This window comes from Sphingomonas sp. 28-62-20 (assembly GCF_002281505.1).
The window spans coordinates 22,493-35,016 of sequence record NZ_NCGH01000004.1 but is presented as its reverse complement, the minus strand read 5'-3'; the positions used below and the strand labels follow the sequence as shown (position 1 = coordinate 35,016).

General features: G+C 63.0%; 16 protein-coding genes. 11 read left to right on the top strand and 5 right to left on the bottom strand.

Annotated features, from left to right (window positions below; all coding sequences use genetic code 11):
- The first annotated feature begins 3 nt into the window (after window positions 1-3).
- From B7Y43_RS04260 to B7Y43_RS04215, 10 genes are all read left to right on the top strand, one after another.
- The gene (locus tag B7Y43_RS04260; RefSeq protein WP_374130379.1) at window positions 4-960 is read left to right on the top strand and encodes a flagellar motor switch protein FliM; all 957 of its coding nucleotides are present in this window, start codon (window positions 4-6) and stop codon (window positions 958-960) included.
- Window positions 957-1,253 carry a flagellar motor switch protein FliN gene (gene fliN / locus B7Y43_RS04255; protein ID WP_374130378.1) on the top strand — a complete coding sequence of 99 codons (297 nt, stop codon included), beginning with the start codon at window positions 957-959 and terminating at the stop codon, window positions 1,251-1,253. Before B7Y43_RS04260 ends, fliN begins: the two co-directional genes overlap by 4 nt.
- Window positions 1,253-1,522 carry a flagellar biosynthetic protein FliO gene (locus tag B7Y43_RS04250; RefSeq protein ID WP_374130377.1) on the top strand — a complete coding sequence of 90 codons (270 nt, stop codon included), beginning with the start codon at window positions 1,253-1,255 and terminating at the stop codon, window positions 1,520-1,522. Before fliN ends, B7Y43_RS04250 begins: the two co-directional genes overlap by 1 nt.
- Window positions 1,519-2,394 (top strand): flagellar type III secretion system pore protein FliP, encoded by an 876-nt coding sequence (gene fliP, locus B7Y43_RS04245; RefSeq protein ID WP_374130376.1) that lies wholly within the window; start codon window positions 1,519-1,521, stop codon window positions 2,392-2,394. Before B7Y43_RS04250 ends, fliP begins: the two co-directional genes overlap by 4 nt.
- A gap of 7 nt (window positions 2,395-2,401) precedes the next feature.
- Entirely contained in the window at window positions 2,402-2,671 is a 270-nt protein-coding gene (gene fliQ, locus B7Y43_RS04240; RefSeq protein ID WP_374130375.1) for a flagellar biosynthetic protein FliQ, read from the top strand.
- A gap of 118 nt (window positions 2,672-2,789) precedes the next feature.
- On the top strand, window positions 2,790-3,563 hold the full coding sequence (gene fliR / locus B7Y43_RS04235) for a flagellar biosynthetic protein FliR (protein WP_374130495.1): 774 nt from the start codon (window positions 2,790-2,792) through the stop codon (window positions 3,561-3,563).
- Window positions 3,563-4,699, top strand: a complete 1,137-nt coding sequence (locus B7Y43_RS04230; RefSeq protein WP_374130374.1) for a flagellar biosynthesis protein FlhB — start codon at window positions 3,563-3,565, stop codon at window positions 4,697-4,699. Before fliR ends, B7Y43_RS04230 begins: the two co-directional genes overlap by 1 nt.
- Before the next feature lie 50 nt (window positions 4,700-4,749).
- Window positions 4,750-6,168 carry a flagellar filament capping protein FliD gene (fliD, locus tag B7Y43_RS04225; RefSeq protein ID WP_374130373.1) on the top strand — a complete coding sequence of 473 codons (1,419 nt, stop codon included), beginning with the start codon at window positions 4,750-4,752 and terminating at the stop codon, window positions 6,166-6,168.
- Window positions 6,168-6,569 (top strand): flagellar protein FliS, encoded by a 402-nt coding sequence (locus B7Y43_RS04220; RefSeq protein WP_374130372.1) that lies wholly within the window; start codon window positions 6,168-6,170, stop codon window positions 6,567-6,569. The genes fliD and B7Y43_RS04220 overlap by 1 nt, the downstream gene beginning before the upstream one ends.
- 92 nt (window positions 6,570-6,661) lie before the next feature.
- The gene (locus B7Y43_RS04215) at window positions 6,662-7,270 is read left to right on the top strand and encodes a response regulator (protein ID WP_374130371.1); all 609 of its coding nucleotides are present in this window, start codon (window positions 6,662-6,664) and stop codon (window positions 7,268-7,270) included.
- On the opposite strand, the gene B7Y43_RS04210 is transcribed toward B7Y43_RS04215, so the two are convergent.
- From B7Y43_RS04210 to argH, 5 genes are read right to left on the bottom strand one after another with little or no spacing between them, the layout of a single operon-like run.
- Window positions 7,245-8,195, bottom strand: a complete 951-nt coding sequence (locus B7Y43_RS04210) for a zinc transporter ZntB (RefSeq protein WP_374130370.1) — start codon at window positions 8,193-8,195, stop codon at window positions 7,245-7,247. The genes B7Y43_RS04215 and B7Y43_RS04210 overlap by 26 nt on opposite strands.
- On the bottom strand, window positions 8,192-8,959 hold the full coding sequence (locus B7Y43_RS04205; RefSeq protein WP_374130369.1) for an NAD(P)-dependent oxidoreductase: 768 nt from the start codon (window positions 8,957-8,959) through the stop codon (window positions 8,192-8,194). Before B7Y43_RS04205 ends, B7Y43_RS04210 begins: the two co-directional genes overlap by 4 nt.
- A complete protein-coding gene (lysA, locus tag B7Y43_RS04200; protein WP_374130368.1) occupies window positions 8,956-10,218 on the bottom strand; it encodes a diaminopimelate decarboxylase in 1,263 nt (420 codons plus the stop codon). Before lysA ends, B7Y43_RS04205 begins: the two co-directional genes overlap by 4 nt.
- 3 nt (window positions 10,219-10,221) lie before the next feature.
- Window positions 10,222-10,458 carry a hypothetical protein gene (locus B7Y43_RS04195; RefSeq protein ID WP_374130367.1) on the bottom strand — a complete coding sequence of 79 codons (237 nt, stop codon included), beginning with the start codon at window positions 10,456-10,458 and terminating at the stop codon, window positions 10,222-10,224.
- The gene (gene argH, locus B7Y43_RS04190; protein WP_374130366.1) at window positions 10,455-11,834 is read right to left on the bottom strand and encodes an argininosuccinate lyase; all 1,380 of its coding nucleotides are present in this window, start codon (window positions 11,832-11,834) and stop codon (window positions 10,455-10,457) included. Before argH ends, B7Y43_RS04195 begins: the two co-directional genes overlap by 4 nt.
- A 145-nt stretch (window positions 11,835-11,979) precedes the next feature.
- Between argH and B7Y43_RS04185 the strand changes: the two genes are divergently transcribed.
- Window positions 11,980-12,474, top strand: a complete 495-nt coding sequence (locus B7Y43_RS04185; RefSeq protein WP_374130365.1) for a TlpA family protein disulfide reductase — start codon at window positions 11,980-11,982, stop codon at window positions 12,472-12,474.
- The last annotated feature ends 50 nt before the right edge of the window (window positions 12,475-12,524 follow it).

Sequence of the window (12,524 nt, the reverse complement as noted above, 5' to 3'; positions counted from 1 at the left end):
GGCATGGTTAACGAGCCTTCAGAAACGGTGGCAGGCGAGCGGCGCGAGCAGGGGCGGTCGCGCCCCGCTGCGTCGCATGCTGCCGTGCTGGGGGTGGCCAACCTCAATCCCTTTGGCGATCTGCACACGCTGCAGCATTTGTCTGCGCTGTTTGCCCGGTCGCTGCGGGGGGTGTTTGAACCCTTGTTGCGCCGCGAAGCGCGCATCTGGGCAGAGCCGCTGGTCGTCCAGCGCTTTGCCGATTACCGCGCCGAGCGTCCTGATGGCCTGACCGCCTGGTTGCCAATGGCGATGAGCCCATCGCCGGGCACCGCATTGATCCTGTTCGATGGCAAGTTCGTGCTTGAATTGCTCGATCAGTTTTTCGGCGGTTCGGGCGAAGCGCCGCATGCGTTGCCAGCGGAATTTTCGCCCGCTGCCGAAGCGATGGTCGGTCGCCTCGGCACAATCCTGGCCGGGCCGCTCAAAAATGCCTGGGAACCCCTGGCGCGGATTGAATTTCGCCCGGGCCATATGGAAACCAGCCCGGCGCTGCTTGCCGATTTCGATTCTGACGATGCCGTGGTTATCACGCGTTTCGGCATCGCTGCGGGCACCGCCAAACCGACCTTTATCGACATTGTCTATCCGGTCACCGCGCTGAAGCCCCATGCACCGTCGTTGACCGGCAAGGTGCATGCCCGGGCCGCCGCGCCCGATCCGGCCTGGCGCAACGGCCTGACGCGTGCGGTCATGGGGGTAAAATTCCCCGTCCGCTCCGTGTTGGCCGAACCGATGATTTCGCTCGTCAAGTTGATGGAGCTGAAAGCCGGCGACGTCATTCCAATCAGCTTTGGCAACGATGTGCCGGTGATGGTCGGCGGCGACCGGCTCGGCACGGGCACGGTTGGCACGTCTAACGGCAAGGCGGCGATCCGCCTGACGATGATCGAACGCATAGATGAAGAGGATTATCGATGAACGACATGACTGGGGGATTCCCCGTCGATGGGGCAGTGGCGGCCAATTTCAGGCTGCTTCAGGACGTCGATGTCAAGCTGACCGTCGAGATTGGATCAACCTCGCTCACCTTGCGCGAATTGCTGGCGCTGGGGGAGGCGAGCGTGATCGAACTGGATCGCGCAGCGAATGAATTGCTCGACGTGTTCGTCAACGGCACGCTGATCGGGCGTGGCGAAGTCGTTACCGTCGGGGATCGCTTCGGCGTGCGGATGACCGAACTGGTTTCCCCCGAAAAGCGGGCCAGCCGGTAATGATGTGGGAATATATCCTCAAGATCGCGGTGCTGCTGCCCCTGGTCTGCGGCCTGATGATTGGCTGCCTCTATCTGTGGCGCAGGCTTGAACAACGGCTGCCCGGCCAACAGGCCGATCGGATGCTGAGCGTCAAGGAAACGATGATGATCTCGCCCGGGCTGAAGCTCGCCGTGCTGGAATTTGAGGGTCGCAAATTGCTCGTCTCGGTTGGCCGGGGTGGCGTCAACCTGATCGATCGGGGCGGACAAGATCGGATTGGGCAATGAGCGCGCCGGTTGTGCGCCGCCTTGGCGCAGGTCGCCAGAGCTTGTTCAAGACCGCGCCTGCGCCAGCCGCACGCGGCTGGGCAGGCCGGATTGCGCTCATCCTGCTGGCGCTGGTGTTTTGCCTGATCATTGCTGTGCCCGCCTTTGCGCAAGCGGCGCCGGCTGCCCCGGTCGCACCATCGGTGCCCGGTGCAGGCGACGCGATCGATCGCGCGCTGGGCGACCTTGGCGGGGGCAATGCGCCATTGTCGCTGTCGCTCCAGGTCCTCATCATCATGGGCCTGTTGTCGGTTTTGCCCGGCATTTTGCTGATGATGACCAGCTTCACACGGATCATCATCGTCCTGTCGATCCTGCGCCAGTCGCTTGGCCTGCAACAGACACCGCCCAATCAGGTGCTGGTTGGCCTGTCGCTGTTCCTGAGCTTTTTCATCATGGCGCCAGTGCTGAACGACATGAATGCCAATGCGATCCAGCCCTATGCTGCGGGCAAGATCGGCGCGACGGAGATGATCTCCACCGCTGGCAAGCCGCTCCACGCCTTCATGCTGAAGCAAACGCGGATGAAGGACATCACGATGTTCGCGCAGATCGCCAAGAGCGGTCCTTATGCCAAGCCGGCCGATGTGCCCTATTCGGTGCTGCTGCCGTCCTATGTCACCAGTGAGCTGAAAACCGCCTTCCAGATCGGGTTTCTGATCTTCCTGCCCTTCATTGTGATCGATCTGATCGTCGCCTCGGTGCTGATGTCACTGGGGATGATGATGGTCTCACCGACGATTATTTCTTTACCCTTCAAGCTGTTGTTGTTCGTGCTGGTCGATGGCTGGGCGCTGACAATGGGGTCGCTTGCCAATAGTTTTGTGAGGTAGCGCGGCTGTGGACACGCAATATTTCCTGACCGTTGCCAACCAGGCGCTGTGGGTACTGGCGCTCGCTTCCGCCCCGATCCTGATCCCGGCGTTGTTGTCGGGCCTGATCCTTGGCATGGTCCAAGCGGCCACCTCGATCAACGAACAGACGTTGACCTTTGTGCCAAAGCTAGTCGTGGTCGCGGTGTCGCTGGTGATCTTCGGCAGCCTGATCCTGGGCTTGCTCAGCGATTTCACGATTTCGATCTTCGAGCGCATTCCCGATCTGGTGAAATAATCATGGGCACGCGCAAGCACGCCGTCACGACAAAGCCGCGACGTCGGTCGGGGCTATGGCCCCGCCGACCGGGCTTGCCCATGTGGCGCGCGACACGCGCGCGCTCATCGGTCGCGCCATGCTAGGCTTTGGCCTCTCGATTGAGCCTCAGCTCTGGACGCTGCTGTTCGTGATGATCCGCGTCAGCGCCACCTTTATCGCAGCGCCGGTGTTCGGGGCGGTTGGCGTGCCGTTGCAGGTGCGGATCGCCCTGGCCGGGGCGATCGGGGTACTGGTGCTCGCCGCACATCCGATTGCCGCACCGGCGCAAGTCTTTGCCGCTGCCACATTTCTAGCGGTGGCAGCAGAGGCGCTGGTCGGGTTGGCAATCGGCTTTGTCCTTCAAATCGCCTTTGCCGCGCCGCTGGTGGCGGGCGAATTGATCGGCACGTCGATGGGGATCGGCTTTGCGTCGGCGATCGATCCGCAAAATGGCCGGTCGAGCACTGCGCTTGGCCAGTTCATGATGACGTTGCTCACCTTGCTGTTCCTGTCGGTCAACGGCCATCTGATGCTGGTGGAGATGGTGGTGCGCAGTTATGCCGTGTTGCCGCCCGGTGCGCCGTGGATTGCGGTCGAACGGCTGCGCGATATCGCGATTTTCGGTGGCTATGCCTTTTCGGCTGGCTTTCTGCTGGCGCTGCCGGTCGGCTTTTTGTTGCTGTGCCTCAACCTCGTGGTCGGCATGCTCTCGCGCTCGGCCCCGGCGCTCAACTTGTTTGCCGTTGGCCTGCCGATGAGCCTTGCGGTCGGCGTTGTTGCGCTCGCCATCGCCTTTCCGGCGATGGGCGATTACATGATCGTCATCATCCAGGAAGGCCTTGCCGCCGCTGAGCATCTGGTGCTTGGCTGATGGCAGACGAATTTGGCGAAAAGACAGAAGGCCCAACACCCAAGCGCAAGCAAAAGGCGTTTGATGACGGCCAAGTCCTGCGATCGCGCGAATTTGCGACCGCACTGGTGGTGTTGGCCGGTTGTGGCTGGTTGGCACTGTTCGGTCCGGCGCTGATGGCGGCGTGCAAGGGGCTGATGATCGCCAGCTTCTCGTTCGGGTCGGGCGACATTGATGATTTTCAACCGATGCGGTCGCTGGCGATTGCCGGCTGGCAGATTGCGCCGCCGATGATCGCGATGTTTGCGATTGCCGTTCTCGCCGCGATCTTCAGCCAGGTCGGGCTCGGCGCGCTGACCTTTAACGGCAAGCTGATGGCGCCCAAGGCCAGCCGGATCAATCCTGCCTCTGGCCTGAAGCGGATTTTTGGGCCGCAGGGCTGGGTGGAGCTTGGCAAGTCGTTGCTTAAGGTGATCCTGCTCGGATCGATCGGCTATTATATGCTGATTCATGTCGCCACCCAGTCGATCGGGCTGGCGACCTCAGACTTGCAGAACAGCGTTGCGTCGCTGGGATCGATGCTGATCGGCACCTTGTTTGCGATGGCTGCCGGGTTAGTTGTGATCGCGGGCATCGATGTGCCGATCCAGATTATCCAGCTGTTGCGCAAATTGCGGATGAGCAAGCAGGAGATCAAGGACGAGCACAAGGAAAGCGAAGGCAATCCTGAAAACAAACAGGCACAGCGCCAGCGCCGCCATGATCTCGCCAAGCGCAATATGCGCAAAGCGGTCAGCGAAGCGCATGTCATCCTCACCAACCCGACCCATTTCGCGGTGGCGCTGCGTTATGACCGCGGGCGGGATCAGGTGCCGGTGGTGGTTGCCAAGGGGCGTGGCGTCACCGCGCAGGCGATCCGCGAACTGGCGCAGGAATCGCGGATCACGACGCTTGAATATCCAATGCTTGCCCGCGCCATTTATTACACCAGCCGCGAAGGGCAGGAGGTTCGCGACGATCTCTATTTGGCCATCGCAACGGTGCTCGCCTTTGTCTTTGGCCTCAACGCGAAAGCCGGTGGCACCCCGCCGCCAATCACCGTGCCGGAAACCGCGCGGTTCGACGAAAACGGCGTGAAAATCACGGGCAGCCCCTAAAGATTTGCACGAACCGGTCGCTTTATGGGGTGGGGCAATAGGAACGCATCATGGTCGATTCGGTCGTCAATACGCTGGGCGCAGGCTCCGGAATCGACATCACCTCGCTGGTCAATCAGCTGGTTGATGCGCAATTCTCAGCCAAAACCAGAGCGATCAATACCCAGAACCAGAAAGTTTCGGCCCAGATTTCTGGTGTGTCGCAGCTCAAAAGCAGCATCACCGATTTCGCTGCCGGCCTGAAATCGCTCGCGACAGGCGGCTTGCTGACCACAGCGCCGACCACCTCAAACCCCGCAATCGTCAAGGCGACCGCGTTGCCCGCCGCCAAGCTGACGGGCCTTGCCACCACGATTGAAGTGCAACAGCTCGCCCAGGCGCAATCCGTCGCTAGCGCCGCCGCTGCCAGCCGCAGCGCCGCCAATGGCACGGGCACCTTGACGTTGACCTTTGGCAGCGGATCAGTTGGCGGCGGCAGCTTCGTCGCCGGCAGTGCGACGCCGATCGATATCGCCATCACCGCTGGCAATGACAGCCTTGATCAGATTGCCGCGACAATCAACGCCGCCAATGCCGGGGTTACCGCCAGCGTCATTACCGATTCATCGGGGGCACGGCTTGCGCTCAAGAGCAAAACCGGCGCTGATCAGGCCTTTACGCTGACGGCAACCGAGGATGTCGGTAATCCTGGCCTTGCCGCGCTTGAAATTGTTCAGGGCAAGGCGGGCGCCATATTCGGGACGGTGGCGCAGGATGCGATCGTGGCGGTCGATGGGATTCCCGTTACCCGCAACAGCAATTCAATCAGCGATCTGGTCGATGGCGTGAAGCTTGATCTGGTCGCCGCTGCCCCCGGCACCCGGGTGGCGCTGGGCAGCACGGCACCGACCGATCAACTGCGGACATCGGTCAATGATCTGGTGGCCGCGTTCAACAGCTTGCAGAATGTCGTTAAGTCGCAGACCAATGCCACCACCGGCCCCCTCGCCAATGATCCGACCGCGCGCGCTTTGCAGCAGTCGCTGCGTCGCTTCACGCTCACCGAGCTTGCCACGCCGACCGCGGTGGGTGCCCCCAGTTCGCTCGCTGAAATCGGCGTGTCGACCAATCGGGACGGCACGCTCAGCGTCAATGCCGATCAGCTCACCGCCGCACTCACCAATTTTCCCGACGCAGTCGAGGCCTTGTTTTTCAACGGTTCGGGCGCGACCGGTGGCGGGATCGCCGCAGCGTTTCAGGCCATCGCCGATGCAGCGACCAACACCAGCTTTGGGTTGGGCGCGAACGAAAGCCGCTACAGCAAACAGCAAACCACGTTGAGCGACGCGCTGGACAAGGCCAATAGCGATAAGGAAGTGGTGCGCGCCCGGCTGACCAAGCAGTTTTCAGGATCTGATGCGCGGGTGACGGCCTATAAATCGACGCAATCCTTGCTCACCAGCTTCTTCGCACCGAAAACGAGCAATTAATGGCGCATTATGCCACCACGCTCGGGCGCAACCCCGATGCGACTTATCGCCAGATCGATATTGTCGGCCGCACCGGCGAAGCCAACCCGCATCAATTGGTGGCATTGCTCTATGAGGAGCTTGGTCGCGCGCTGAGGGGCGTGGTCGCCGCCATCACCAGCGGCAACCGGGCGGTGAAAAGCGAAAAGGCGACCCGCGCGGTGTCGATCCTGTTCGCCCTGGAAGCCGGGCTGGATTTTGAACGCGGGGGCAGCTTGTCGAAGACGCTGGCCGGGCTGTATCGGGGTGCCCGCGCCAAGCTGATCGACGCCAGCCTGGGCGATGATCCGGCACCCTTTACCGATGTTGCAACCAGCATGGCGCAGATCGCCGACGCGTGGGCGAGTGTCGGCAAACGCTGAATCTTACGCCGCCGTGTAATGATGTCGCGCGCGTTAACCATTTGCTGACTAGCCCGGCCCTAGGGTGAAGCCCGGAATTGGGGGCTGACATCATGGAATTATTCACGCGCGACGATCTTCCGGCTGGTGCCGCCCGGCGCGGGTCGACCCGCACGATCCTTGCCGTGGACGACAGCCGCACCAATTTGAACGTGCTCGGTCGGCGGCTGGCGCATCTCGGCTATCTCGTGGTGCTGAGTGACAATGGCCATGAAGCGCTGGATCTGATCGCAGCGCGCGGTTTTGATATGGTGCTACTCGATATGGTGATGCCGGGCATGTCGGGCCTGCATGTGCTGAACGAAATTCGCGGCAATCGAGAGACCGCAGATCTCCCGGTGATCATGGTCACTGGCCGGAGTGACGCCGGCGCGGCGATTGAGGCGTTGGCCGCTGGTGCTGATGATCATGTCGCCAAGCCGTTTGATTTTCAGGTGCTCGCCGCGCGGATTGATCGCGTGATAGATCGCGCCCGCCGCTTTGCTGAGCTGAAACGATCCAATGCGACGCTTGATGCCCGCATCGCGTCGCGCGCGATGGAACTGGGCGAGACCCGAGTCGAACTTGCTGAAACCCGCGCCGATCGGCTGCGGTTGATCGCGTCGTTGCAGATGCTCAACGATCGCTTCGAACGGCTTAGCGGAACCAGCGACGCCGGATGAAATAGAGCGAGATCGCAAAGCCGATCACCACGCAGACCCAGACCACGCCATCAAATGCCCAGGGCTGTTCGGCGTAAGGGATACCCTTCACATTCATGCCGAGCAGGCCAGTCAGGAAGGTCAGCGGCAGGAAAATCATCGCGACTACGGAAATGATCAGCGATCGTTGGTCAATCTGTTCGGCGCGCAGATCGGTAAGCGCTTCGTGCATCAGCGCTGATCGCTCCCGGATCGATTCAAGCTCTTCAGCCATGCGGGCAGCGCGGTCAGCGGCGGCGTTCAGATGGACGCGGTCATCCTCCTGCAACCACCCAATCGGCAATGCCGCCAGTTTTTCGATCGCCGCGCGCTGCGGAAACAGGAAACGGCGATAGCCAATCGCCTTGACGCGCACCTTGGTGACTTCGCGACGGAGCTGGAAAATGCGATCGGCATCAAGATCAGCCTCGCAATCGTCCAGCGCATCGCCGAGATCGGCGACTTCGGGATCAAGATCGGCGGTGATGGCGGCGGCGAATTCAGCGATCAGATCGCCTGGATCGCGGATCAAGCCAGTCTCGACGCTGGCGACCACGATATCCAGCGCGGTGAGTGGTCGCCGCGTCACCGAAAAGACTCGCCCGGCCACTGCCCAGATCCGCACCGAAGCGAGCGGATCGGACATCGACATTTCCTCGCTCGATCGACCGCGCAGATTGAGGAAAGCGCCGTCGGTAATCTGGTCGCAGCGCGGGCGGGTTTCAGTCGCGGTCAGTGATTCGACGATATAGTCGGGGAGCTTGGCCGCTTCGGTCAGCCATTGTTTGGCCTCGTCGTCATTGCTGTGCAGGTGCACCCAGACGAGCTGATCGCTGCCTGTCAACGCGTCTTCGGGAGTGGTTCGAGTGATCATGTCCCCGGTCAGGCGATAGGCAAAGCCGCTCATCGGGGCATCTCCAGTTGGACGGAAAGGCCCGACGGCAGATCCGCCGGGGCGGTGCCGATGATCCGGTCAGCATCGGCGCGGGCGCGATCCAGGATCGCTGGCGGTGCATCGGCGGGGTGATAGAGACGGTCGGCCTGCGCCAGTGCGCGCGCGTCGCGCAACGTTAGATCGTCGGGATCAGCCGAGCGCAGCCGGACCATCAACAGTTCATGGGTCGGCGCATCGGCCCCGTCATCGAGCCAGAACCCGATATCGGGATCGACGCCAAACGGGTCGATCGGCCCGCCTGCTGCCAATCCGGCCGCCAGCGCCCGTCGGCGTTCAGCGCCATCGGGCCAGCGTGCGCGCATCGCGCCGCGCGCCGCAAATAGCGCGGTCGCCAGCTGGCCAAGCTGGCTGGGGAACATCGCCTCCAGTCGTTGTCGCAGCGCCGCCGCCAGCCCCGCTGATGCACCGCCCGTGCCGATCGCGACCAGCACCGGATCACGGTCAATGATCGCTGGCAGGGTAAAGTCGCACAAGGCCGGGCGATCGACTGCGTTGACCAGCAGCCCGCGCGCCTTCAGTCGAGCCACCGCTGCCAGGGCGTCTGGCCCGTCTTCGATGGCGACGATGGCGAGCGATGCCGTCGCCTCCTCGCCGACGATCATCGCCCCGGCCCGTTCCAGCAAGCGCCGCTTGGCGTCCGCCGCTTCGCCTGTGCCCAGCAGGATCACCGCGCGCCCCGCCAGCCGAACGAAGATCGGCAGGCTGTGCAGGGTCATGGGGTCAGCCAATCGGGCAGACGTTCCGCCGCCAGGATCGTTTCGGCGGCGATCCGGTCGGCCACCACGGCATATTTGTCGCCATGCACCAGCACTTCAGGCACCAGCGCGCGGCTGTTATAGGTGCTCGCCATCGTTGCGCCATACGCCCCCGCCGTGCGGAAGACCGCCAGATCGCCCGAGACGACCCGGTCGATATCGCGGCCCATCGCAAAGGTATCGCCGCTTTCACAGACCGGGCCGGCGATATTGGCGATCATCCGTTCACCCGTTGGCCGTACCGCGACAAAATCATGGTAAGCGTCATAGAGTGCGGGCCGAGCAAGGTCGTTCATTGCGGCATCGACGATGACATAGGGGTGAGTCACCCCCGGCTTCACCCAGATTACCCTGGTGAGCAACACGCCAGCATTGCCGGCAATGACGCGGCCCGGTTCAAACATCAGTTCAACATCCCAGCCCCTGGTGACGCGAGCGACCATGGCGCCGAATTCGGCCGGGCTCGGCGTTACCTCGCCGGGGCGATAGGGCACGCCAAGCCCGCCGCCGAGATCGACCCGGTCGATCGGGTGGCCGGCGGCGCGCAGATCGGCGACGAGCTGGCCGATCCGCGTAAACGCTGCTTCAAGCGGCGCGAGCGTGCTGAGCTGGCTGCCGATATGGATCGCCACGCCGCGCAAATTGATGCCGGGCCGGGCGGCCAGCCGGGCGAAGATCGCCGGGGCCTGATCAATCGGCACGCCGAACTTGTTCTCCGCCTTGCCCGTGGAGATTTTGGCGTGGGTGCCGGCGTCGACATCGGGATTCACCCGCAGGGTCGCTTGCGCGGTCAAGCCCTGGGCATGGGCAATGGCGGCGAGCACTTCGCCCTCTTCCTCAAGCTCCAGGTTGAACTGGCCAATGCCGACCGACAGCGCCTGGGTCAGCTCGCCGCGCGTCTTGCCGACCCCCGAAAACACGATATCGGCCGGTGCCATCCCCGCAGACAGCGCGCGCGACAATTCGCCGCCCGAAACCACATCGGCACCATAGCCCTGATTGGCAAGCAGGCGCAGCACCGCGCGGTTGGGATTGGCCTTGATCGCATAGGCCAGATGAATGCGGCCGCAGTCCTTCAGCCCGTCGCGAAACACCTGGGCATGGCGTTCAAACGTCGCACTGGAATAGACATAGACCGGGGAGCCAACCTCAGCGGCGATGGTTTCGAGCGACACGCCTTCGCAAAAAAGCGCGCCGTCCCTTAGGGCGAAATGATCCATGACTCAGTCCGTTGGTGGCAGGTCGAACTGGTCGCCGCGGCGCTGATCGGACGATCGCAGCAATTCATCGCTGCGCTCGGGCCGCGCCTGGCTGTTCGGGGTGATTAGCTGGACAGGCGTCGGCGTTTCAGTCGCGCCATAGGCTTTGGGCGGCAGTGTCGCTGTGCCGATGGGTTTCAATCCATTGGCCGATCCACAGCTTGCCAGCGCCAGTGCCGCCATGATGATCAACCTTCTCACGCGCCTTCTCCTTCACGCCGCCGTCTTGCTTCGGCAATAGCCGCGCGCACCTGCAACGGAGCGGTGCCGCCCAGGCTGGTGCGGCTCGCCACCGATGCATCGACGCTGAGCACCTTATACACGCTGTCGTCGATCCGCGAGTCGATCGCGCGCAGCGCGTCGATCGGCACTTGATCAAGCGCTGTGCCGCGTTCTTCGGCCAGCTTCACGACTCGCCCGGTCACATGATGCGCCTCGCGAAACGGCAACCCGGCTTCGCGGACCAGCCAATCGGCAAGGTCGGTGGCGGTGGAAAAGCCTGCCTCGGCGGCGGCGCGCATCCGTTCGGTGCGGAAGGTTGCGCTGGCGACCATCCCGGTCATCGCCGCGATGGACAGGGCGAGCAGATCGTGCGCCTCGAACACCGGCGGCTTGTCGTCCTGCATGTCCTTTGAATAAGCGAGCGGCAGGCCCTTCATCGTCATGACCAGCGCCGTCATGCACCCGGCGATCCGGCCCGAATGGCCACGTACCAGCTCAGCGGCATCGGGGTTGCGCTTTTGCGGCATGATCGAACTGCCGGTTGACCATTGATCGCTCAGCGAGACAAAGCCAAAGGGTTGCGACGCCCAAAGGATGAATTCCTCGGCCAGCCGCGACAGATGCAGCGCACACTGGGTTGCCGCCATCAGATAATCGAGAGCGAAATCGCGGTCTGACACGGCATCGAGCGAATTGCGCGTCGGCGCGTCAAAGCCCAGCGCGGCGGCGGTCATTGCCCGGTCGATCGGGAAACCCGTACCGGCCAGGGCGGCGCTGCCCAGCGGGCACTGATTGCCGCGCGCGCGGGCGCTCGCAAAACGGTCACGATCGCGCGCGATCATTTCGTGATAGGCCATCAGATGGTGGCCGAGCGTGACGGGCTGCGCGCTTTGCAAATGCGTGAAGCCGGGCATGACACTGTCGGCATGGTCTTCGGCGCGCGCAATCAGCGCGTCCTGAAACCCGCCCAGGGCGGTATCGACCTGATCGATCGCATCGCGCACCCACAGCCGGAAATCAGTCGCGACCTGATCATTGCGGGATCGCGCGGTGTGGAGCCGACCGGCGACCGGGCCGATCTTCTCGGCCAGCCGCGCCTCGGTCTGCATATGAATGTCTTCCAGCGCCATATCCTCAGCGACGCCGTTCGCTTCATAATCGGCAGCGACGGCTGCCAGCCCGGCGCTGATCGCGGCGGCATCCTCGGTGGTGACGATGCCCTGCTGGCCCAGCATCGCGACATGCGCGAGCGAAGCGGCCACATCCTGCCGCCACAGCCGCTTGTCGAACGGTATCGACGCGTTTATCTCGCGCATCACCGCCGCAGGCCCTTCAGCGAAGCGCCCGCCCCACATGGCATTGGAGCTTTCCCCCGTTATGGTGCTGCGCCCGCTGATCTTATGTCTCCTGATGGTCCTGCTCGTCGCCGGCGGTTGCGATAGGCAATCGAGCGCCCCGGAGCAAGCAAACGCCCCTAAGCAAGTAAAAACCGGCGCAGCGATGCCCGATGAAGTCAGCGCGCCAAGCGGTGCAGCGACGGGCGGGGCGAAGGCAATGGGGGTGCTTGATCGCCAGCATCAGGGGGAGGCGGCATCGACGCTGCAATTCATTGATCCGGCCGGGAAGCCGGTTAGGCTTGCCGACTTTGCTGGCAAGCCGGTGTTGCTCAACCTCTGGGCGACCTGGTGCGCGCCGTGTGTCGCTGAAATGCCGACGCTTGATGCGCTTGCCGCGCGGCTGGATGGCAAGGTCACCGTGCTCGCGGTCAGCCAGGATCTGGAGGGCGCGGCCAAGGTCGATCCCTTCTTCAAAAACGCGCAGTTCCGGGCGCTAAAGCCTTACCGCGATCCGCAAGCGGCGCTCAGCATCGCTTATCAGGCCAATCTGCCGACCACGATCCTCTATGATGCATCGGGGCATGAAGTGTGGCGGATGCTGGGCGGCATGGATTGGGCCGGGCCGCAGGCGGCGGTTTTGGTTGCCGAGGCGAAATAGGCACGCCACTTGCCAAAAGCTTGGCATTGCCATTAGCGTAAAGCCGTTGG